Genomic DNA, 22,972 nt, shown 5'->3' with positions numbered 1-22,972 from the left:
AATAATGAACATGGGTATTTTACGCTTTTTAAATAGAAAGGGTCTTAAATATGGAATCAGTTAATAAAATAATTACACAATTAGAAAATGGTCAACATGAAGAGGCACTAAAGGGCTATGAGAAAATTCTTAATGCCGGCTCGAATGAGGAAAGATTTCTCTTAGGGGAGGAGCTTTTCCAATACGGTTTTTTAGAGGAAGCAAAGAGCTTGTTCGAATATCTGCTCAATATCTATCCGGAAGAGGGTGAAATCCTTGTTCTATTAGCGGAAACATTAATTGAGCTTGGAAAAGAAGAGGAAGCAATTCTGGAATTGGAAAAAATCGATGCGCAGGATTCAAGCTTTCCAGAATCACTCGTCTTGTTGGCCGATTTATACCAAATGCAGGGTCTATACGAGGTCAGTGAGCAAAAACTGCTAAAAGCAAAGACGATGCTTCCGGAAGAGGTTATTATTGATTTTGCCCTTGGTGAGCTTTATGCTGAGGAAGGGAAATTTACTCATGCGATAAAATGCTATGAACATGTACTGGAAACAAGAAATGAAATTGGTGGAGTGGATGTGAATCAAAGAATGGCCGATGCCATCAGTGCTGGCGGGGCATTTGAAGAGGCACTACCTTATTATGAAAGAGCTTTAGAAAATAAATTAGAGATTAATACGCTTTTTAATTATGGCTTTACAGCCTTACAGGCAGGTTATAATGGCAAAGCAATAGAAAAATTCAGTGAATTAAAGGAACTGGATCCTGAGTATTATTCATTGTATATGAATTTAGCTCGTGCGTACGAAAGAGAAGAGGATCCGGAAAAGGGTTTTCAGACTCTAATAGAAGGAATTCAGTATGATGAATATAATAAGGATTTATATTTTTATGCCGGAAAATTGGCATTGAAAATGGGTAAGGAGGAAGAAGCAGAGAAAATGCTTCGTGAGGCGATCGCTCTTGATCCTGAACTTACAGATGCTGCCTTGACATTAAATAAGCTGCTGCTTCATCAGGAAAGATGGGAGGACGTTCTTGAAATTGTTCATATAATGGAAGAGGGGGGCGAAATTGAAACACAATTTTTATGGGATGCAGCTGTAGCTCATCAAAATCTGGAAAATTTTTCACAGGCATTAAACAGCTATGAAAACGCATATAATTTTTATAAAGACAGTATGGACTTTTTAGTGGACTATGGTTATTTTTTAATTGAAGAAGGAAAAAGAGAACAGGCTGTCGAAGTGTTTAATAGACTAATAAAGCTTGATCCAAGCAATACAGAATTTCAAGACGTGTGGCAAAGACTAACAGATGACGTTAGATAATTAGGATAAAATTTGCTGAAAGCAGAGGAGGGAATCAACATGAGCGCCCCTGTATCTGTCAATGAGAAAAAGGAATTTATTCGTTGGTTTCTCAATCATTATCAATTAAAAAGACGTGAATGTGTTTGGATTTTGAACTATTTAATGAGTCATGATCAACTTATGGAAAAGGTACACTTTGTTGAACAAGCTCAATTTTGTCCACGGGGAATTGTCATGTCCACACATTGTGTGGATGATGTCCCATTTCGTTTCTATAAAGAAAATGTGATGACAACAGATGCGGAAAAATCATTTCATGACATCCGATTAAATCGAGATGAGGATATTTTTATTCAACTTAATTTTCATGCTTCCTTTCAGGCTCCGCAATTTGCAGCCGTATTAGAAGAAAACCCATATATGCCGAAGAACCTGCAGATAAGTGAAAAAGAGCGGTTAATGGCGGAAGACTTTCTTTCCTCAAGTATTAAGCGGTTTCAGAAAGAAAAGCTTGTCAAACAAATTGACGAGGCATTAGACAATAATGATGAAAGTGCATTTAAAAAGTTAACAGAACAGTTGAAAAAATTTAATATATAACCATTTGAGGCCTGTAGGTGACAGGTCTTTTTATTTTGTCCAAAACGATGCTAAATGGCGAAGCTGGGGTGTCAAAGACTTCTAGACATTTTTTTTCAACATGTTAGAATAGTAAGAAATTGAAAGAGATGGAGTGAAGAGAATGAAGTGGACGAGCGAAGACATCGATATGTACATCAAAGCGAAGGAATATGTTGATACGATTGTATTGCCATTATATCCGGTCGCACTTGATGAACAAATCAAAAAGACAGCAGAAATGACGGAGTTTATTAATCTCTTGTCAGTGCAGCTAGAGAGGCAGTTTAGAGGAAGATTAATCATGCTACCCGGGTTTAACTATTTAAAGTCAACAGACGGAGACGCTACACTTCAAGACCTGTTAAAATGGGAAAGGGAATTTATGGCTAAAGGCTTCAAGCACATTGTCTACATAACTTCTGATAGTGACTGGAAGCTTGTTGAAGCGAAATTGACCGGTTCCCTAATATGGCTGCCAACCATCCCGCTTCAGCAAATGGACCAGCAATACCGGAATACTATTTTAAAAGACCAGATTCAGCAACTTATCTCTTTATTTGTCCAAAAATGGGAAAATATAGAATAAAAATTGTGTATAAAAATGGAAAATTATGAAATATAAATGGAAAAATGTGAATAAAAAAGCGATAAAAGTTACATATATTTTCTGATTATATTGACCTTACTGAAATATTGATATATTATTGGTATGTCCTAGTATGAAAATTGTGTTAATTTAAAATTGTTTTAAAGGGGGGGGAGAAATATGAGCAAAAATCATGTGTCTAGACGTCAGTTCCTAAATTATACATTAACAGGTGTGGGTGGATTTATGGCTGCTGGAATGCTAATGCCAATGGTTCGATTTGCTGTTGATCCAGTATTAAAGCATACAAGCGGCGGCGATTTTATCGCAACACCACAGAAAGTTAGTGAAATTACTAATGTTCCTACACGAGTGGACTTCGCTTTCACACAGAAGGATGCTTGGTATGAGTCAGAGGTAACGAATTCAGCTTGGGTCTATAAAGACGATAAAGGCGAGATTATTGCCCTTTCTCCAGTATGTAAACATTTAGGCTGTACGGTTGACTGGAATACGGACAAGTCTCATCCAGATCATTTTTACTGTCCATGTCATGGGGGACTGTATTCAAAGGATGGTAAAAACATTCCAGGTACACCACCGATTGCACGATTGGATGAATATCCATTTAAAGAAAAAGACGGTTTACTGTACTTAGGTAAAGCCGAGCCGCGAAAGGAGGCGTAATCAGTGTTAAACAAAATTTATGATTGGGTAGATGAACGTTTAGACATTACGCCTTTATGGCGGGATATTGCTGATCATGAAGTACCGGAGCACGTAAACCCGGCACATCATTTTTCGGCTTTTGTCTATTGTTTTGGGGGATTAACCTTTTTTATTACCGTAATACAGATCTTATCTGGTATGTTCTTAACCATGTACTATGTTCCAGATATCAAAAATGCTTGGGAATCTGTTTATTACTTGCAAAATGAAGTGGCTTTTGGACAAATTGTTAGAGGAATGCATCACTGGGGCGCAAGCTTAGTTATTGTCATGATGTTTTTACATACATTGCGTGTCTTCTTCCAAGGTGCATACAAAAAACCTCGTGAATTAAACTGGGTTGTTGGTGTGTTAATTTTCTTTGTAATGCTTGGTCTTGGTCTTACTGGTTATTTATTACCGTGGGATATGAAAGCGCTATTTGCGACTAAGGTAACGATTCAAATCATTGAGTCAGTTCCATTTATTGGGGAATACTTAAAGATTCTAGTAGCTGGTAGCTCCGACATTGTTGGTGCTCAAACGATTACTCGTTTCTTTGCGATTCACGTGTTCTTCCTGCCTGCTGCACTGTTCGGCTTAATGGCTGCTCACTTTATGATGATTCGTAAACAAGGTATTTCAGGTCCATTGTAATCATAACATTTGTTTTAATATCTCTTAAAAGGAGGGAGACTATTCATGCATCGTGGAAAAGGTATGAAGTTCGTAGGCGATTCACGTGTGCCTGCGGCTGAACATAGAAAACCGAATATTCCAAAAGATTATTCGGAATACCCTGGTAAAACAGAAGCTTTCTGGCCAAACTTTTTATTAAAAGAATGGATGGTTGGTGCGGTTTTTCTTATCGGCTTCTTATGCTTAACAGTTGCGCATCCGTCTCCGTTAGAAAAAATTGCAGATCCAAGTGACACTGCATATATTCCGATGCCAGACTGGTATTTCTTATTCTTATATCAATTATTAAAATATAGCTATGCATCTGGTCCTTATAATTCAATCGGTGCGCTTGTTATCCCGGGCCTTGCGTTCGGTGCCTTATTATTAGCACCATTTATTGACCGTGGACCAGCAAGACGTCCGTCAAAGCGTCCTTTAGCAACAGGCTTTATGCTATTAGCCATTGCAGGTATTACGTATCTTACTTGGGAATCAGTTGCCACTCATGACTGGGAGGCTGCTGCCGAGCAAGGTAAGATTGTGGCAGAGGCTGATATTGATACTTCTGCTGAGGGCTATCAAATCTTTGAGGCCAATGGCTGTGTAAGCTGTCACGGTAATCAATTAGAAGGGGGAGCAGCTGCACCTGCCTTAATTGATACAGGTTTAACTCCTGAAGAAGTAGCAAATATCGCTAAAAATGGTTCTGAAAACGGAAAAATGCCTCCAGGACTATTTACTGGTACTGATGAGGAATTATCGAAATTAGCAGAGTTTATTTCAAGTGTAGAAAGTAAATAATAAAATAGGAAAAAAGCCGGCAAGTATCTGTCGGCTTTTTTCCTATTTTATTATTTATCTAAGCCCGTAAGCTTGTGATAAGATAGATGTGTATGATATGGAGAGAGGTGTGGGAAGTAAAGATGAAATGGTTGTACCCAATCTTAGGAAATCGTCAGTTTTTATGGCTTTTATTAATCATTAATGTTTTAGGAACTCTGTATGGATATTATTGGTATGGCTGGCAATTAGCCGATACACCGGCGAAATTTCTCCTGTTTGTTCCAGATAGTCCGACAGCAAGCCTATTTTTCGTTTTTGTTCTGATTGCTTTTTTAATGGGAAAAAATTGGCCTTTATTTGAGGCTCTGGCTGTCGTTACTCTGATCAAATATGGGATTTGGGCAGTTGTGATGAACCTGCTTGTGTTTATCGTTGGTGGAGAGGTTAGCTGGACAGCGTGGATGTTGATTTTTTCTCATGCTGCAATGGCCGTTCAAGGTCTTTTATATGCACCCTTTTATCGAATGAAGCTCTGGCATTTGGTTGTAGCTGGAATTTGGACATTACATAATGATGTGATAGATTATGTTTTCTTTATGCTTCCGCGATATAGCATGCTTAATCAATACATACCTGAGATTGGTTATTTTACATTTTGGCTTAGTATTTTTTCATTATTTATCACTTATCTGATAGCTGTGAGAAAAAATCGCTATGAATTAAAGATCTAAATGATAGTGGTCTATCCTTGTCCCGTTTCTCATACATTGTTACTAATGAGGGGGGACAAGCATGAAATCCAAGCTTGGGATTGTATTTTTTTTATTTATTCTTTTATTATCTAACAATGCTTTAGCAGATGAGGATATGTCACCTATCGATCAGCTTAACGCTCTGTCAGATGAGGCACTTCAATTAACGAAATCACAAAGATATGAGGATGCTAAAAAAATACTAGAGGCTTTTTCAGATAAATTTTCCTCTGTAACGATAAAAGAAAACACATTTACGATGGATGAACTGCGGATTGTCACGATTGCACACAATGAGGCGATTGAAGCAACCACCAATGTAACCATGAACCCGGATGAAAGGATTAACCGAGTAACTAAATTTCGTTTAGTTATTGACGCTATTTCTTCAACAAAGCACCCACTTTGGACAAAAATGGAGGAACCGATTTTAGCTGTATTTGATGAGGTAAAGGAAGCTGCTTTTAATGGTAATCGAGACGTATTTCATCATAACCTTGATGCTTTTTTATCATTGTATGAGATTATTAATCCGAGTATGAAGCTTGATGTTTCGACAGAGCGCTTTCAAAGGCTTGATACAAGAGTTCATTTTATTGACCGCTACAGGCAGGATATATTAACACAGCAGAATTCAATGAAGGAGCTGCTTATTCTCGAAACAGAATTGCAAGGAATTTTTGACGATCTACAAGCAGATGAGGCAGATCCATCCCTATGGTGGGTCATCATTTCAACAGGAAGTATCATTATTGCTACATTATCCTATGTAGGATGGAGAAAATATATGGGTGAGAAGGAAAAAAGTAAGAATCGTTCCAGATGAGTTATAATAAGAGTAGTAGGACTGTTTCTTCATTGAAGCTTATCGATTGACATAGAATGATAACAACTCTTACAATAGTAGATAATAGTTTATGTTGAATGGAGGAACAAAGAAATTGTTTTTAATCTATTTTGCGATTATTATTATTATTCCGATATGGGCGCAGCTACGGGTCAAGAAAACCTATTCAAAATACTCTAATGTGCCTTCATCCTCCCAAATGCGGGGTGCGGAAGTGGCAAGAAGAATTCTTGATGAAAATGGATTATATCATGTGAATATTGAGGAAGTTCGTGGAATATTATCTGATCACTATGACCCTAGAACAAAGACAGTTCGATTATCCTCGGACAATTATCATGGTCATTCGATAGCAGCAGCAGCGGTTGCGGCACATGAGGTTGGTCATGCTATCCAGGATAAAGAAGCTTACAGTTTTCTCCGTTTACGCCATAGTTTAGTGCCGGTTGCTAATATTGGTTCAAACTTTTCTTGGATATTAATTATTATTGGTATGCTGCTTGGAATGAGTAACTTTGTCTTGCTGGGGATTGTTTTTATGGCCGCAGCTGTTTTATTCCAGTTAGTAACATTGCCAGTTGAGTTTAATGCTTCAAGCCGTGCAATGGATCAGTGTGTGGCACTCGGTGTTATTCGTAATGACGAAGAAAGTGAAACGAAAAGAGTCTTAAGTGCAGCAGCACTGACCTATGTAGCAGCAGCTGCTATTGCTGTATTAGAGCTAGTTCGCTTGATACTCATATATACAGGAATGCAAAGTGAGGATTAATAAAAAAAGGATTAGACTTCGGTCTAAATCCTTTTTTTTATTCATTTAATGAACAATTGGCTTCTTGTTTTCATCTAATGTGAAGCCTTCCCCAATGACATCGTGGACGATACTGATGGATACGAATGCATGCGGATCCACCTCCATAATCACGCTTTTTAAACGAACAATCTCATTTTTAGCTACAACGCAATACAATACTTCCCTGTCCTGTTTTGTATAGGAACCATAGCCCTTTAGCACCGTAACTCCTCTGCACATCTCCTGAAGAATCTTATCGGCAATTTCATCGTTGCGCTCAGAAATAATCATCGCTCCTCTTGCTGAATAGGCGCCTTCCTGCATAAAGTCAATAACTCTTGCTGAAATAAAAACTAACACAAGGGTATACATGGCTTCATGGTAATCTAAATAAAAAATGAGTGATAAGGTAATGACGACGGCATCAAAAATAAACATCGTCTTTCCCATGCTCCAGCCATTATATTTATAGACGAGGCGTGCAATAATATCAACCCCTCCGGTTGTACCGCCAAACCGGAAAATAATCCCTAACCCGACCCCAAGGGACACCCCTGCAAAGAGGGCAGCCAATGTCATGTCTTCTTTAAGAGGCATATTAATCTGATACCTTTGAAAAATCCAGAGAAATAGAGAAACGGCTACTGTTCCTATTATTGTATAAATTAAGGATTTCCTGCCTAGTATTTTCCAACCAAGAAAAAATAAAGGAATATTTAAGATTAAATTGACATAAGAAGGGTCCCAATAAAATAGAAAATAAAACAAAAGTGTTATTCCAGTAAAGCCACCCTCTGCTAAGTTATTCTGCATATTAAAATGAACAATGCCAAATGAATAGATGCTAGCACCTAGGAGAATAAATAAAATATTTTTGTATTTGATGCCAAAAACCATATGATACCTCCTCTTCCAAATACGACCTTAAAGCGATTATAATTATATAGGAAAAGTGATGGTGGAACAAATTCATAAAAGCTTTTGAAAGAAGAAAAAAATTTGTCAAATTGGCTTTGTTTAGCTAACATGATAGAAGAGTAAATATTTTATCCTAACCAGCTTTAGAGGTGATTTTTTTGTCAAATGATAAAACAATAAAGGATCTTCAAAAGGAAGTGGATGATTATATTAGTCAATTTAAAGAAGGTTATTTCAGTCCGCTGGCGATGACGGCTCGAATGACTGAGGAATTAGGTGAACTGGCTAGAGAGGTTAATCATTACTTTGGAGAAAAGCCTAAAAAATCGACAGAGCAGGAAAATACGATTGAAGAAGAGCTTGGCGATTTACTATTTGTTTTGATTTGCTTTGCGAATTCCTTACATATAGATCTTGAAGAAGCTCATAACCGGGTGATGAAAAAGTTTAATACGAGGGACAAAGACCGCTGGACAAAAATCGATGAATCGTAAGAAAGAGGGGAAAAGAATGGAAAAAACAAAAATAATCATTGCAGGTCCGCGGGGGAGAATGGGATCTGAAGCAGTTAAGCTTGTTGAGAGGACCGAACAATATGAATTAGTCGCAGTCGTAGACCACAAGCATGGTGGAAAATTATTAAATGAATTAACAGGTGTTTCAGCATTGCCGGTACCTGTTTTCGCTGATATCTCTGAATGCTTATCGGAAATTAAGGCAGACGTGCTAATTGACTTAACAACACCAGAGGTTGGAATGCATCACACGAAAACCGCACTAGAATTTGGCGTACGTCCAGTAGTGGGGACAACTGGATTTACAAAAGAAAATCTTAAAGAGCTTGAAGAGCTATGCCGAGAAAAAGAAACAGGCTGTATTATTGCGCCAAACTTTGCTTTAGGTGCTGTGCTCATGATGAAGTTTTCACAGTTAGCAGGAAGATATTTCCAGGATGTAGAAATTATTGAATTGCATCACGATAAAAAGCTAGATGCTCCATCAGGAACGGCAGTAAAAACGGCTGAAATGATTTCCCAGTTTAGAGAAGAAAAATCACAGGGTCATCCTGATGAAAAAGAAACGCTACAAGGTGCAAGAGGGGCTGAGTTTTCGGGAATGCACATTCATTCTGTCCGTTTACCAGGATTAATTGCGCATCAGCAGGTGATGTTTGGCGCCGAAGGACAAACGCTAACCATTCGCCATGATTCCTATGATCGAGTTTCGTTTATGTCTGGAGTAAAACTAGCAGTAGATACAGTTAAGAATCTTACTACACTTGTATATGGTTTGGAAAATATTATTGAATAAAGCGGGGAGAGCCTAATGAATATTGCGTTGATTGCCCATGATAAGAAAAAAGATGATATGATACGTTTTACCACTGCCTATCAAGCAATTCTACAGGAGCATACTTTATTTGCTACGGGTACAACTGGTCAAAAAATAATGGATGCAACGGGGCTAACGGTTACTCGGTTTCAATCAGGACCGCTCGGTGGTGATCAGGAAATTGGAGCGTTGATTGCCAATAATAAAATGGATATGGTTTTTTTCTTTCGCGATCCATTAACCGCACAGCCACACGAGCCTGATGTAACAGCGTTAATTCGACTATGTGATGTGTATTCCGTACCACTCGCAACGAATATGGGAACAGGAGAGGTATTGATTAGAGGCCTAGAGCGCAATGATTTGTCCTGGCGTAATATTGTTAGAGGAGAAGTACCCGATAATAATATGGAGTAAGGATGTAGCACAAATACATACAAGCAAGAGAATAAAAAAGCCGACAGTGTATTAGGAAGTCGAGGAGAAACAGTATGAAAACAAAACTCAAAATTGGCATTACCTGTTACCCAACTGTTGGTGGTTCAGGAGTTATTGCAACTGAATTGGGAAAAATGCTAGCGGAGAAGGGTCATAGCATCCACTTTATATCATCCAGCCTGCCCTTTAGATTGAAGAAAATGTATCATAATATTTACTATCATCAGGTAGAGGTAAATCAATATTCTGTTTTTCAATATCCACCATATGATATTGCTCTTGCCAGTAAAATGGCAGAAGTCATAAGAAGAGAAAAACTTGATTTACTTCATGTGCATTATGCAATTCCTCATGCTGTATGTGCTATTTTAGCTAAGCAAATGTCAGGAAGAAATATCAAAATTGTTACTACCCTACATGGTACAGATATCACGGTACTTGGTTATGATGCATCGTTAACAGATGCTATTCGCTTTGGTATAGAAGAATCTGACGCGGTTACGGCCGTGTCTCATTCCTTAATTGCTGAAACCTATGATCTTGTCAAACCAAGAAATAAAATCATGCCAGTCTATAATTTTATCGATGAGAGGGTCTATCATAAAATATCGACTTGTCATCTAAAAGAAGAATATGAAATCAATCAGCATGAAAAGGTTGTTATTCATGTTTCAAACTTCCGAAATGTCAAGCGTGTTCCAGATGTCGTAAGGGCATTTGCTAAAATTGTAGCACAAATTCCTGCCAAGCTTTTACTGGTTGGTGATGGACCGGAATTTTCCATTGTCAGCCAGTTGGTTGAAAAATTAGATATCCAGGACCATGTGCTTTTCCTCGGAAAACAGGATAATCTTGAGGAATTGTATTCCATCAGTGATTTAATGCTCCTTTTATCAGAAAAAGAAAGCTTTGGTCTTGTAGCCCTCGAGGCAATGGCATGTGGAGTTCCATGTATCGGGATGAATATCGGCGGTATTCCTGAAGTGATTCAGGATGGTGTTAATGGGTATTTATGCGAGTTAGGAGATATCGAGCAAATAGCAGAAAAAGCGGTCCAACTCCTAACGGATGAACAAAAGCATAAGGTGTTTTCACAGCATTCTGTCCAGATAGTGAATGATCACTTTCGGGCTGAAAAGATTGTGGAGCAGTATGAACAAATATATTATCAATTATTGAAAAGTGGTGAAGTGGGATGATGCCGATTTTTAAAAGAGCCATCCCTCTTTTTGAGAGATTGGAAGCAGCTGGTTTTGAAGCTTATTTTGTCGGCGGCTGTGTTCGAGATTACATACTAGGTAAGGAAATCGCCGATGTGGATATTGCCACTTCGGCAACTCCAGAGGAAGTAAAACACATTTTTCCTAAGACAATTGATGTCGGGATTGAACACGGAACCGTCATTGTCCTATGGGATAAGGAAACCTACGAATTAACAACGTTTCGTACAGATGGAGAATATCATGATTTTCGCAGACCTAGTGATGTCACTTTTATTCGTAGCCTGGAAGAGGATCTAAAACGTCGTGATTTTACGATGAATAGCATGGCGATGAACAAGGAAGGTCAAATAATTGATCCATTTTATGGTCAAGAGGCTATTCACAATAGAATCATCAAAACAGTGGGCTCTGCTGCAGAACGTTTTCATGAGGATGCATTAAGGATGATGAGGGCCGTTCGCTTTGTTAGTCAATTAAACTTTTCCATTGATTCGGAAACCTTCTTAGCCTTAAAGGCAAATGCCGGACTGCTGGAAAAAATTGCAACAGAACGAAAAACACTTGAGTTTGAAAAGCTGCTGAAGGGTGAAGACAGAATGGCAGGCTTTAAGCTTCTGCTGGATTCAGGTCTATATCAGTATTTACCAGGACTGCGAAATCAAGAAAAAGCACTTGAGCAATTGCTTCAGTACGATATAAGAGAATTAACCACCATTGAAATCTGGTCGTTATTATTATTGCTAGTAGGGATTGAAACCGACGAAGCAGAGCATTTTTTAAGAAAATGGAAGCTACCCGTAAAAAAAATCAAAATGATTAAACACATCGTCGGTTGGGTGCGGTACCGCCTGAATTCGCAATGGAATCGAGAAGATCTCTATCATGCAGGTGATGAGCACATTCTACCTGCGGAAAGAATTTTTAATATTTATCAGCATCGTCCCATATCAGAATCTATGGCAGAGCTGACAGAGAAATATGAAAAGCTGACCATCAAAAGTCGTCATCAACTTGCTGTTAGTGGACATGATTTAATGGAATGGTGTAACAAGACAGGCGGACCATGGGTAAATGAAAAGCTGAATCAAATTGAGAAGGCCGTTATAAATAATGTGGTTAACAATAATAGAGATTCTATAAGGGAGTGGCTGTTAAAGTGCAATCAGAGCTAAGAAAACGATTGCTTGATGCTTTTACCAATAGTGGGGATGAATTTTTATCTGGTCAATATTTAGCAGAATTAATTGGATGTACGAGAACGGCTGTATGGAAGCATATTGAAGAGCTTCGTAAGGAAGGCTTTGAGCTTGAAGCGGTCAGAAGAAAAGGATATCGAATTGTGAAAGTACCAGAAAAAATAACGGCGAATGAGGTTCGGCTTGGATTGTTGACAAAAAGGCTGGGACAAAATATTCATTACGAGGAAAAGATAGATTCAACGCAAAAAATGGCCCTTCAGTTGAGCCTTGATGGTGCTTCTGAAGGCACTGTTGTGATTGCGGAAGAACAAACGGCGGGGCGGGGAAGAATGGCCAGAACTTGGTTCTCACCCAAATATACTGGTGTATGGATGAGTGTGATTCTACGGCCCCAGCTTTTGCCGCACAAGGCCCCGCAATTAACATTAGTAACAGCTGTGGCAGTTGTACAAGCGATTGAGGAATTAGCCTCCATTAAGCCGCAAATAAAATGGCCTAATGATATTCTATTGAATGGGAAAAAAATTACCGGCATTTTGACAGAGCTACAGGCAGAAAGTGATCGGATCAATTCGGTCATTATCGGAATCGGGATGAATGTTAATCAAGAACAGGAGATGTATCCGGAAGAACTCCGCTCTATTGCAACTTCGTTAAGAATTGAAACGGGAAAAAGTATAAATCGTGCTGAGCTAATTCGATTGGTATTAGCGAAGCTTGAATACTTATATGATTTGTATTTACAGGAAGGCTTTGAGCCGATTAAAATCTTATGGGAAAGCTATGCAATCAGTATAGGGAAGATGATTACAGCAAGAATGGTGCAAGGGGATTTATACGGAAAAGCACTTGGCATTACCGATGATGGAGCCTTAATGCTTGAGGATGAAACAGGGAAAGTTCATTTGGTATATTCTGCAGATATTGAGCTGTCGTGACAATTGTTGACAAATTATTGTGAAAATTATATATTATTATAGTCAAAAATTAATTTTATCTGTTATAATTTCTTATGGGCGGTATCATTGTTGTGAACTGCACCAATGCAAGTAAATGGATTCAATAATAATATCTGCCTAGATCCGAAAATAGGACCAGGACAGAGGGATAAAACACGTAACTTACTATTCAAAATCCTTCTGCTGTGTAGAAGGATTTTTTTGACTAACCGGAAATAGAACATGATTTTGTGTCCTATTCTGAAAGTCAACCAGATCATACTCTAAACGTGTTATGCCTCTTCCTAACAGGAGGAATTGGAATGAAGCAAACTACTGATTTTATGAAAATGAAAAAAAACGGCGAAGCAATAGCCATGATTACAGCGTATGATTATCCGTCTGCAAAGCATGCAGACCAGGCTGAGGCTGATGTCATTCTTGTAGGGGATTCGCTTGGTATGGTCGTACTAGGATATGATTCCACCATTCCTGTTACAGTAGAAGATATGATCCACCATACAAAAGCCGTTAAAAGAGGTGCGAAAGATACTTTCACCATTGTTGATCTTCCTTTTGCTAGCTATCATCTCTCCATTAAGGATACGATTATGACAAGCGCGAGGATGATGCAGGAAAGCGGTGCAAATGCTGTAAAGCTGGAAGGTGCCGATGGTGTACTAGAGCATATTAAAGCTTTAACACAGGCTGGTATCCCTGTATGCTCACATCTTGGGTTAACGCCGCAATCTGTTGGTGTATTAGGTGGCTACAAGGTACAAGGGAAAAATGCCGAAGCAGCTAGAAAGCTCATAGAGGACGCCAAAAAATGTGAAGAAGCTGGTGCCTTTATGATTGTTCTTGAATGTGTTCCTAAACAATTAGCAACTAAAATTAGTAGTCTACTAACGATTCCTACCATTGGAATTGGTGCTGGTGATGGTACAGATGGACAAGTTCTCGTTTACCATGATGTGGCTGGCTATGGTGTTGAACGAGTGGCGAAATTTGTTAAACAATACTGCTCTATAGATGGAATGGTTGTGGAAGGCTTAAAGCAGTATGTGAGTGAGGTAAAATCTAGAGAATTTCCAGCAGAAAAACATAGTTATACAATGGCAGAGGAAGAGTTGCAGACTCTTTATGGTGGGAAATGATGAGAGTAATCACCACGATTTCTGATTTAAAGGCAGCTATAAAGGCTGAGAAATCACAACAAAAAACGATTGGTTTTGTACCAACAATGGGGTATCTCCATGAAGGACACAAAGCTTTATTAAAAAAAGCACGTGAGGAAAATCAAGTGGTTGTTCTAAGTATATTCGTAAATCCGTTACAATTTGGACCTAACGAAGATTTAGAATCCTATCCTAGAGATTTTGAGCAGGATCAAAAGGTAGCACAGGAAGAAGGTGTGGATATTATTTTCCACCCATCTGTTACGGAAATGTACCCGAATGAGCTTTCTGTAACGATGAAGGTAAAAAAACGAACGGATGTGCTATGTGGTGAATCTCGTCCCGGTCATTTCGATGGGGTTGCAACGGTAGTAAGCAAGCTTTTTCATCTTGTGCAGCCGGATAAAGCCTATTTTGGAAAAAAAGATGCACAGCAGCTTGCTGTGATAGAGGGCCTTGTGAATGACTTCAATTTCCCTTTGCAGATTGTACCTGTTGATACGGTAAGAGAGCATGATGGCTTAGCGAAAAGTTCACGAAATGTTTACTTGTCGGAAAAAGAACGTGCTGAAGCACCGGCACTTTATCGAAGTCTGCTAGATGCGGTTAATAGGATCAAAGCAGGAGAGGTTAATCCTGAAAGAATCGTTCAGGTGATTTCGGATAGAATTCAAACTGAAACGTCTGGTCAAATTGATTATGTTAGTATTCTAACCTATCCTGATCTTGAAAAAGTCGAAGTGGTGCAAGGCAATTTTATTATGGCGCTAGCCGTTAAATTTTCAAAAGCCCGTTTAATAGATAATGTGATTTTAGTAGAAGAATAGGAGGAAGCAGAATGTTTCGCACCATGATGAATGGTAAAATCCATCGTGCAACCGTTACAGAAGCCAATTTAAATTATGTAGGAAGTATTACCATCGATACTGATATTATCGATGCGGTAGGGATGGTTGCAAATGAAAAGGTGCAAATCGTCAATAATAATAACGGTGCACGCTTAGAAACATATATTATCCCTGGGCAAAGAGGTTCTGGAACCATTTGTCTAAATGGAGCGGCAGCTCGTCTTGTACAGCCAGGAGATACCGTTATTATCATTTCTTATGCTTTAGTACATGAAGATAAAATTGCTGATCATCATCCAAGAGTGGCTATTATGGGTGAAGAGAATCGAATTAAGGAAATCATCCACGCAGAACCTGAAATGACTATAATGTAAATGGAAAAGCTGACTCAAATTGAGTCAGCTTTTCATATAAACTGGGCAAAATAGAATGGGTAAAGGCTGAAGAGCTTGTTAAGGTGGATTGCATGAAACTCTTTTTCTTTCCTGTAAAATATGATACCGTTTAAAAATATGGCTCTGTAATGGCTAGTCAAAAATATAAAAGTGTAAACCACATTCTAGTTTGATTGGGAAACGGAATGTTTGAGGTGTAAATAGATGAGTAATAAATATATTGTGATTGATCTAGAAACAACCGGGAATTCAGTTAAAAAAGGGGATCGTATTATCCAGTTTGCAGCTGTAGTAATTGAAAATGGGTGCATCGTAGACCAATTTTCATCATTACTGAACCCCGGACAATCTATTCCTGTCTTTATTGAAGAATTAACAGGACTAACAGATGAGATGGTAAAGGACGCGCCGAAATTTCCGGACATTGCTCCTAAAATAATGGAAATGTTGCAGGATGCATTTTTTGTCGCACATAATGTGTTATTTGATTTATCCTTTTTACAAGAAGAATTAATTATGGCCGGTTTTGAGGGCTTTTATGGCCCTGTTCTAGATACCGTGGAATTGGCAAGGATTCTTTTTCCATCAAGTGACAGTTATAAATTATCTGATTTGGCTGTTCAAGAAGGCCTTCTGCATGACAGACCCCATCAGGCTGATAGTGATGCCTATGCAACCGGTGAACTATTACTGATTTTATTTGATCGTTTGCAGAAACTGCCATTAAAAACGCTTAGGCAGCTCCATCATCTTTCAGGCGGGTTAAAAAGTGATTTAATTGATATCGTCGAAGAGCTTCTAGCAGAAAGAGAAACGGAGATTGAAGAAATTCCCGATTATTTTGAGTATAAAGGAGTTTGTCTCAAAACTCCTTCTGCCGAAGAGAGCTTTGCGGACCGAGAGGAGCCTAACTATCCACTACAGGAATTTGAGAAAGAACATCTACTAAAAAGAGCATTTCCAGCCTTTGAGACAAGAAAAGGTCAGTATCAAATGATGGATATCGTTTATCATTCCTTTCAACATGAGCTGCATGCAATGATTGAAGCCGGAACCGGTGTAGGAAAATCACTTGCCTATTTATTGCCTGCCCTCTATAAGGCTGTTAGCAGTAAAAAGCCGGTTATAATCAGCACCTATACAAACCAGCTTCAGGAGCAGCTACTGCAAAAGGATATCCCTTTATTAAGAAAGGCGGTAGACTTTCCTTTTCAAGCAGTGTTGATGAAAGGTAAAGGGCATTATATTAATATTGAAAAGTTTGTTAGACTCCTTCAAGAAGAGAATGATAATTATGATACAACTTTAACAAAGATGCAAATTCTTGTTTGGCTTACTGAAACCAGTACGGGTGACCGTGATGAGTTAAATTTATCAAGCGGAGGAAACTTGTTCTGGCATCGAATTAAACATGATGACAGTTTTCATAGACGAAAGCAGTCTGGAGAAAACAGCGATTTTTATTTAAAAATGCGTGAAAAAGCGAAAAGGGCTGATATTGTTATCACCAATCACAGTCTATTGCTTGCAAATCTTACAGCTGATAATCACGTACTTCCCGAGTCTGATTTTATCATTATTGATGAGGGGCATCATTTTGAACAGGTAGCTGGGAAATATTTTGGCAGCAAAATGGATTATGCATCGACAAGATATCTTCTTCAGCAGATGGGACTGTCAGAGCAGAAAATGCTTTCTCAAAAAATAGCTGCCTTACTGCAGGAGCATTCTAAACAAGAACGGGGGCTGCTTTCTTCCGTTGACCTGAATGATATCATGTCTGAATTAGTTTTTACGATGGATGAGCTCTTCTCCATTCTTGCCATGATAGCTAAAAAAAGTGTAAATAAGATTCAAGGCAGAATGAGCTGTTCATTCCAATTTGATATGTCGAGAGAGACAAAAGCTTTCAGGGCAAAGGCGGAGCAATTCCTATTTCTATTAAATGATTATTCAAAAGAAATCTCTTCTCGTTTTGATATGTTGAAGAAACAGGGTAGAATAGATATCCCCCATGAAGCTGTAGTACATGAAACCGCTGCATGGCTTGAGGATATTGAGAAATTAAAGAAATGTATTAGGAAAATCATCCACGAAAATCACACTGATGATGTAGCGTGGATTGAAATGGATGCCCGCTCATGGCAGAATAGAACCACGCTTTACTCGCAGCCGGTATCTGTTTCAAATCAGCTTAGAGAGCTGTTATTCCAGCAAAAAAAGAGTGTCGTGGTCACTTCAGCAACTTTATCTGTTAAAGGTTCATTTTCCTTTATGACAGAAGCTTTAGGGTTACAGTCTGAATCGTGCCATTATGAGCAAATTCCGTCTCCTTTTGATTATGGAAATCAAGTGAAATTAATCATTTCGAATGATTTACCTGAAGTAAACTCTGTCCCAATACAGGAGTATGTGTCGTCAATTAGTGCCCATATTATTTCTATTGCAGAAGCTACGAAAGGGCGTTTGATGATCCTTTTTACGTCATATGATATGCTTCGGAAAACATATGAGCTTATAAAGGAAAGTGGATTTTTACAGGAATATACGATGCTGGCACAGGGTATTACGGCTGGCAGTCGCACTAGACTTGTGAAGAATTTCCAGCGCTTTGATAAAGCGATTCTACTTGGTACAAGTAGTTTTTGGGAAGGGATTGATATCCCGGGTGAAGACCTTTCTTGTCTTATTATGGTCAGACTGCCTTTCTCACCCCCTGATGATCCACTGACAGAGGCAAAATGCAAGAGGATACAAACGAGTGGCGGGAATCCATTTTATGATTATTCGCTTCCGGAAGCGGTTTTGCGTTTTAAACAGGGCTTTGGCCGTCTCATACGGACGAAAAACGATAAAGGTATCATGATTGTCTTTGATCGTCGAATTCTATCAGCACAATACGGAAAGATTTTTCTTGACTCGCTGCCAGGTGTTCAGGAAAATGAAATGGATATCGGTCAGACTGTCCATTTTATTCATAAATGGCTGTAGGTGTAACGTTTCAATTATAAATTGCAGCCACATAAAAAGGGGCTGCAATTTGCAGCCTAAAGGACGGTTTGAACTAGAATAATTTAATGAAAAATTGAACTAATTTACATGTAAGCTGTTATAATAATTCATAAGGCTATCCTGTTTCGTTATTTTAACCAGGTTAAAGTGACGATATAAGTAGAAAAAAATGACGAGACTTCAGGAGGCGTTTCCAGGTTGGAAAATAAAAAATGAAATGTTTTCGTACATAAGAACAAAATACGCCTCTCCATACTTTTGATAAATAAAGAGTGATAATAATGAAAAAGTGGTTAGTTATTTTAAGTTTATGCATAGTCATTTTAGCAGGAATAGTGGCAGTCGTTTATTTTAATGCTGTTGAGCCTGTTAAAAAAGCAGAGGAATTCGCAGTCAAACAGGCACTGGAGAAGACTGCCTTAACTAAAGTGAAGGAATTTAGTTCATATCACGGGGAAGAAACCTATTATATTGTACAGGGAGAAGACGATAAGGGGACCAAGCTAATTGTCTGGCTTCCGGAAAAAAAAGGCAAGATACTAGTGAAAAAATCTACTGAAGGACTAACTCGGGAGCAGGCCGTAAAAAAGGTTCTTGCAGACATTGATTCAGCCGAAATTATTTCAGTTAAGCTTGGTATGGAAAATGGAATTCCACTGTGGGAAATCCATTCCCGTACAAAAGAAAATCTCTTGAATTACCATTCCGTTGTGTTTGAAAGTGGCGAATGGTTGAAAAAAATTGAGAATTTATAAAGGGAAAATCTGTTAATAAGCAGATCATATATATTCATGATAGAAGGAGTAGGAAGTAAATATGGAAGCGAAACTGGCAGGAAGAGTAAAAACATTAACTCCATCAACAACATTAGCGATTACTGCAAAAGCAAAGGAGCTAAAGGCAGCAGGTCATGATGTCATTGGTTTGGGTGCCGGCGAACCTGATTATAATACCCCGCAGCATATTATCGATGCGGCTGTAAAATCAATGAATGAAGGGCAAACAAAGTATACTCCATCTGCAGGGTTACCTGCCTTAAAAGAAGAGATTGTAAAGAAGTTTAAAAAAGATCAAGGTATAGATTATGAAGTAACAGAAATTATGGTGGGAAGCGGTGCGAAACATGCACTTTATACCTTATTCCAGGTCCTGCTTGATGAAGGGGATGAAGTGATTATCCCTACCCCATACTGGGTAAGCTATCCTGAGCAAGTAAAATTGGCTGGCGGTGTTCCCGTTTATGTGGAAGGCTACGAAAACAACCAATTTAAAATAACACCGGAACAGCTTGAGGCTGTCATTACTGATAAAACAAAGGCTGTCATTATCAACTCACCGAGCAACCCAACCGGTATGATATATACAAAGGATGAGCTTGCAGCATTAGGTGAACTTTGTTTAGCTAAAGACATTTTAATTATTTCGGATGAAATTTATGAAAAATTAGTTTATGGTGCATATGAGCATATCTCTATTGCCCAAATTTCACCGGAATTAAAGGAGCAAACAATTATCATTAACGGCGTATCCAAATCTCATTCCATGACAGGCTGGAGAATCGGCTATGCTGCAGGAAGTAAGCAAATTATCAGTGCTATGACCAACCTTGCCAGTCACAGTACATCCAATCCGAATACAACAGCACAGTATGGGGCAATTGCAGCCTACAGTGGGTCCCAGGATGCTGTAGAGATGATGCGAAAAGCATTTGAAGAGCGATTAAATACCATCTACGACCAACTAGTTCAGATACCTGGAATCACATGTATTAAACCACAAGGTGCATTCTATCTTTTCCCTAATGCCCAAAAAGCAGCTGAATTAACAGGCTTTAAAACGGTAGATGAATTTTCTGCCGCATTGTTAGAAGAGGCGAAGGTAGCGGTTGTTCCAGGCTCAGGCTTCGGGGCACCAGAAAATATTCGTTTATCCTATGCAACATCTCTTGAATTATTAGAAGAAGCAGTGTCTCGTATAAAAGCATTTGTCGAGAAGAACTCGTAAAAGCTACTCAATAAAAAGGCGGAAAACTTTCATTTTTTCGCCTTTTTTGTGTTTTTCCACTTTTGTTTATCCCCTAAGGATTGATTTGCTTGTCATTAAACAGACAGGTATAATTAGATACGATACATAGTTGACTTTTATAGTTTCTGGAGGGACCAATAAACGTGATTAAAACAACCATTGCTGAAGTATATAAATATGTTGATCAAGAAGTAAAAATTGGCGCTTGGGTTGCTAATAAACGCTCTAGTGGTAAAATAGCTTTTTTACAACTGCGAGATGGAACGGGCTTTATGCAAGGTGTTATAACAAAGGCAGAGGTACCGGAAGAAGTATTCCAAACAGCAAAATCAATTACCCAGGAGTCCTCATTATATGTAACGGGTGTGGTACATAAGGATGAACGTTCCCCGTTTGGTTATGAAATGCATATAAAAGAAATCGAAGTACTGCATCACTCTGTTGATTACCCCATTACACCGAAAGAACATGGAACAGAATTTCTAATGGATCACCGCCACTTATGGCTTCGTTCCAAACGTCAGCATGCCGTGATGAAAATTCGAAATGAGATTATCCGGGCAACCTATGAATTTTTCAATCAAAATGGCTTTGTTAAGGTTGACCCACCTATTTTGACGGGAAGTGCTCCTGAAGGAACAACGGAATTATTTGCAACTAAATATTTTGATGAAGATGCCTTTCTATCTCAAAGCGGTCAGCTATACATGGAAGCAGCAGCGATGGCATTAGGTAAAGTATTTTCATTTGGACCGACCTTTAGAGCAGAAAAGTCCAAAACACGCCGGCATTTAATTGAGTTTTGGATGATTGAGCCTGAAATGGCCTTTTGTGAATTTGATGAAAATTTACGCGTCCAGGAAGAATATGTCTCTTATGTCGTTCAAGCGGTCCTAAAGAATTGTAAGCTAGAATTAACTACGCTTGGACGCGATACGAGTATACTGGAGAAAATTACGGCTCCGTTTCCACGTATTTCCTATGATGATGCGATTACTTTATTGCATGAAAAGGGATTTAATGACATTGAGTGGGGAGATGATTTCGGTGCACCGCATGAAACGGCTATTGCTGAAAGCTTTGATAAGCCTGTCTTCATCACACACTATCCTACTACATTAAAACCATTTTATATGCAGCCTGATCCAAATCGAGATGATGTGGTTCTATGTGCTGATTTAATTGCACCAGAAGGCTATGGGGAGATTATTGGTGGCTCTCAGCGTGTTCATGATGAGGAACTGCTGAAAAAACGCTTGGAAGAACATCAATTAGACTTAGATGCGTATAAGTGGTATTTAGAACTTCGTCAATATGGCTCTGTACCTCATTCTGGCTTTGGGCTAGGACTAGAAAGAACGGTAGCGTGGATTAGTGGCGTTGAACATGTTCGGGAAACCATTCCATTCCCTCGTTTATTAAATCGTTTGTATCCTTAAAATAAGAACAATCATAAGTCGAAAAATCCGCACATTGCATGGCGGATTTTTTGGTTTGTTTATACTACATTCAGCAGAAGCCTCCGGCGGATGTCACGGATTTTTTAAAGGTAGTTTATCGAGCGAGCTCAGGTAATCCGGACGCAAATTCGACGGGCGAATTTGATACTCACTTAATTTGGCAAGACTGCCTTTCATTCACCTTACTTACGAAAATACTTCATGTTATACTAATAGGGAGGTGTCTTAAATATGAGTAAAGCGAACTTATTAAATTGGCTTAAGGAAGGTCAGGTTACGATTCCGAATGTCCTTTTAACCCAATATAAAGCAATGAACTTAAATGAACATGAGCTTGTCCTATTATTACAACTGATTTCATTTGTCGAAAAAGGAAATGAATTTCCTACTCCTGCTGAAATCTCATCCTCCATGACGATTGGTGTTTCAGAATGTTCCGATATTTTGCGAAAACTAATTCAAAAGGGATTTATTGAAATAAAGGATGGTTTTACAAGTGATGGAATAAGATTCGAAAGATATTCGCTCGATCCTTTATGGGAAAAATGTGTTGATTACTTTTTATTACAAGAAAAGCAGGCAGAGACGATGGTTACCCAACAGGAGGAAACAAATCTCTATTCATGCTTTGAACAGGAATTTGGCAGACCATTGTCTCCGTTTGAATGTGAGACTCTAGCGATGTGGCTGGATGATGACCATCATGATACGGTCATTATTAAAGCTGCCTTAAGGGAAGCGGTAATATCAGGTAAGCTGAACTTTCGCTATATAGATCGGATTCTTTTTGAATGGAAGAAAAATGGAATTAAAACCATCGAGCAGGCAAAGAGCTATGGTCAGAAATTCAGGCAGTATCAGAAAATAAATAAACCTAAGGAGCCTACAAAAACGAATGGATCACTCCCATTTTATAATTGGCTTGAACATTAATAGGGAA

General features: G+C 38.6%; 24 protein-coding genes. 23 read left to right on the top strand and 1 reads right to left on the bottom strand.

All coding sequences use genetic code 11. The annotated features are described in order from the left end of the window. The first annotated feature begins 50 nt into the window (after positions 1-50). From BQ5321_RS16810 to BQ5321_RS16770, 9 genes are all read left to right on the top strand, one after another. Positions 51-1,316 carry a tetratricopeptide repeat protein gene (locus tag BQ5321_RS16810; protein WP_071395583.1) on the top strand — a complete coding sequence of 422 codons (1,266 nt, stop codon included), beginning with the start codon at positions 51-53 and terminating at the stop codon, positions 1,314-1,316. A gap of 39 nt (positions 1,317-1,355) precedes the next feature. Next, on the top strand, positions 1,356-1,898 hold the full coding sequence (locus BQ5321_RS16805) for a ReoY family proteolytic degradation factor (RefSeq protein ID WP_071395582.1): 543 nt from the start codon (positions 1,356-1,358) through the stop codon (positions 1,896-1,898). 142 nt (positions 1,899-2,040) lie between these two features. Then, positions 2,041-2,505 carry a YpiF family protein gene (locus tag BQ5321_RS16800; protein WP_071395581.1) on the top strand — a complete coding sequence of 155 codons (465 nt, stop codon included), beginning with the start codon at positions 2,041-2,043 and terminating at the stop codon, positions 2,503-2,505. 180 nt (positions 2,506-2,685) lie between these two features. Next, entirely contained in the window at positions 2,686-3,192 is a 507-nt protein-coding gene (locus BQ5321_RS16795; RefSeq protein WP_071395580.1) for a Rieske (2Fe-2S) protein, read from the top strand. A gap of 3 nt (positions 3,193-3,195) precedes the next feature. After that, positions 3,196-3,870, top strand: coding sequence for a menaquinol-cytochrome c reductase cytochrome b subunit (gene qcrB, locus BQ5321_RS16790; RefSeq protein ID WP_071395579.1), 675 nt, complete (start codon positions 3,196-3,198; stop codon positions 3,868-3,870). A 45-nt stretch (positions 3,871-3,915) separates the two neighbouring features. After that, positions 3,916-4,695: a menaquinol-cytochrome c reductase cytochrome b/c subunit gene (locus tag BQ5321_RS16785; protein WP_071395578.1), complete on the top strand. Its 780-nt coding sequence runs from the start codon at positions 3,916-3,918 to the stop codon at positions 4,693-4,695. A 122-nt stretch (positions 4,696-4,817) separates the two neighbouring features. Next, positions 4,818-5,408 (top strand): lipoprotein heptaprenylglyceryl N-acetyltransferase LhaT, encoded by a 591-nt coding sequence (gene lhaT / locus BQ5321_RS16780; RefSeq protein ID WP_071395577.1) that lies wholly within the window; start codon positions 4,818-4,820, stop codon positions 5,406-5,408. Positions 5,409-5,469: 61 nt separating this feature from the next. Next, the gene (ypjB, locus tag BQ5321_RS16775) at positions 5,470-6,255 is read left to right on the top strand and encodes a sporulation protein YpjB (protein ID WP_071395576.1); all 786 of its coding nucleotides are present in this window, start codon (positions 5,470-5,472) and stop codon (positions 6,253-6,255) included. A gap of 115 nt (positions 6,256-6,370) precedes the next feature. Continuing rightward, positions 6,371-7,045, top strand: coding sequence for a zinc metallopeptidase (locus BQ5321_RS16770; protein ID WP_234978422.1), 675 nt, complete (start codon positions 6,371-6,373; stop codon positions 7,043-7,045). Positions 7,046-7,090: 45 nt separating this feature from the next. Here the strand turns inward: BQ5321_RS16770 and BQ5321_RS16765 are convergent, their stop codons facing one another. Beyond that, positions 7,091-7,963, bottom strand: coding sequence for a YitT family protein (locus BQ5321_RS16765; protein ID WP_071395574.1), 873 nt, complete (start codon positions 7,961-7,963; stop codon positions 7,091-7,093). A 179-nt stretch (positions 7,964-8,142) separates the two neighbouring features. Here BQ5321_RS16765 and BQ5321_RS16760 point away from each other — a divergent pair, with 179 nt between their 5' ends. The 14 genes from BQ5321_RS16760 to BQ5321_RS16695 all read left to right on the top strand — a co-directional run bounded on the left by BQ5321_RS16760 (position 8,143) and on the right by BQ5321_RS16695 (position 22,965). Further along, positions 8,143-8,478 (top strand): nucleotide pyrophosphohydrolase, encoded by a 336-nt coding sequence (locus tag BQ5321_RS16760; RefSeq protein WP_071395573.1) that lies wholly within the window; start codon positions 8,143-8,145, stop codon positions 8,476-8,478. A gap of 16 nt (positions 8,479-8,494) precedes the next feature. After that, the gene (gene dapB / locus BQ5321_RS16755) at positions 8,495-9,295 is read left to right on the top strand and encodes a 4-hydroxy-tetrahydrodipicolinate reductase (protein WP_071395572.1); all 801 of its coding nucleotides are present in this window, start codon (positions 8,495-8,497) and stop codon (positions 9,293-9,295) included. Positions 9,296-9,310: 15 nt separating this feature from the next. Beyond that, on the top strand, positions 9,311-9,733 hold the full coding sequence (mgsA, locus tag BQ5321_RS16750; protein ID WP_071395571.1) for a methylglyoxal synthase: 423 nt from the start codon (positions 9,311-9,313) through the stop codon (positions 9,731-9,733). A gap of 74 nt (positions 9,734-9,807) precedes the next feature. Beyond that, a complete protein-coding gene (bshA, locus tag BQ5321_RS16745) occupies positions 9,808-10,953 on the top strand; it encodes an N-acetyl-alpha-D-glucosaminyl L-malate synthase BshA (protein WP_071395570.1) in 1,146 nt (381 codons plus the stop codon). Next, positions 10,950-12,149 carry a CCA tRNA nucleotidyltransferase gene (locus tag BQ5321_RS16740; protein WP_071395569.1) on the top strand — a complete coding sequence of 400 codons (1,200 nt, stop codon included), beginning with the start codon at positions 10,950-10,952 and terminating at the stop codon, positions 12,147-12,149. The genes bshA and BQ5321_RS16740 overlap by 4 nt, the downstream gene beginning before the upstream one ends. After that, positions 12,134-13,114 (top strand): biotin--[acetyl-CoA-carboxylase] ligase, encoded by a 981-nt coding sequence (locus tag BQ5321_RS16735; protein ID WP_084786842.1) that lies wholly within the window; start codon positions 12,134-12,136, stop codon positions 13,112-13,114. Before BQ5321_RS16740 ends, BQ5321_RS16735 begins: the two co-directional genes overlap by 16 nt. A gap of 323 nt (positions 13,115-13,437) precedes the next feature. Next, positions 13,438-14,271 carry a 3-methyl-2-oxobutanoate hydroxymethyltransferase gene (panB, locus tag BQ5321_RS16730; RefSeq protein WP_071395567.1) on the top strand — a complete coding sequence of 278 codons (834 nt, stop codon included), beginning with the start codon at positions 13,438-13,440 and terminating at the stop codon, positions 14,269-14,271. Continuing rightward, positions 14,271-15,119: a pantoate--beta-alanine ligase gene (panC, locus tag BQ5321_RS16725; RefSeq protein ID WP_071395566.1), complete on the top strand. Its 849-nt coding sequence runs from the start codon at positions 14,271-14,273 to the stop codon at positions 15,117-15,119. Before panB ends, panC begins: the two co-directional genes overlap by 1 nt. Before the next feature lie 11 nt (positions 15,120-15,130). Beyond that, entirely contained in the window at positions 15,131-15,514 is a 384-nt protein-coding gene (gene panD, locus BQ5321_RS16720; RefSeq protein WP_071395565.1) for an aspartate 1-decarboxylase, read from the top strand. A gap of 225 nt (positions 15,515-15,739) precedes the next feature. Continuing rightward, a complete protein-coding gene (gene dinG, locus BQ5321_RS16715; protein ID WP_071395564.1) occupies positions 15,740-18,526 on the top strand; it encodes an ATP-dependent DNA helicase DinG in 2,787 nt (928 codons plus the stop codon). A 302-nt stretch (positions 18,527-18,828) separates the two neighbouring features. Beyond that, positions 18,829-19,302 carry a cell wall elongation regulator TseB-like domain-containing protein gene (locus tag BQ5321_RS16710; RefSeq protein ID WP_071395563.1) on the top strand — a complete coding sequence of 158 codons (474 nt, stop codon included), beginning with the start codon at positions 18,829-18,831 and terminating at the stop codon, positions 19,300-19,302. 61 nt (positions 19,303-19,363) lie between these two features. Continuing rightward, entirely contained in the window at positions 19,364-20,551 is a 1,188-nt protein-coding gene (locus BQ5321_RS16705) for a pyridoxal phosphate-dependent aminotransferase (RefSeq protein ID WP_071395562.1), read from the top strand. Between the two features lie 167 nt (positions 20,552-20,718). Continuing rightward, positions 20,719-22,011 (top strand): asparagine--tRNA ligase, encoded by a 1,293-nt coding sequence (gene asnS / locus BQ5321_RS16700; RefSeq protein ID WP_147525502.1) that lies wholly within the window; start codon positions 20,719-20,721, stop codon positions 22,009-22,011. Between the two features lie 252 nt (positions 22,012-22,263). Next, complete coding sequence (locus BQ5321_RS16695) at positions 22,264-22,965, top strand: DnaD domain-containing protein (RefSeq protein ID WP_071395560.1); 702 nt, start codon at positions 22,264-22,266, stop codon at positions 22,963-22,965. Positions 22,966-22,972: the final 7 nt, after the last annotated feature.

This window comes from Bacillus tuaregi, assembly GCF_900104575.1.
Taxonomy (GTDB): domain Bacteria; phylum Bacillota; class Bacilli; order Bacillales; family Cytobacillaceae; genus Bacillus_BD; species Bacillus_BD tuaregi.
Note: the sequence above shows the minus strand (reverse complement) of the source record. Positions and strands in the feature narration are given on the sequence as shown.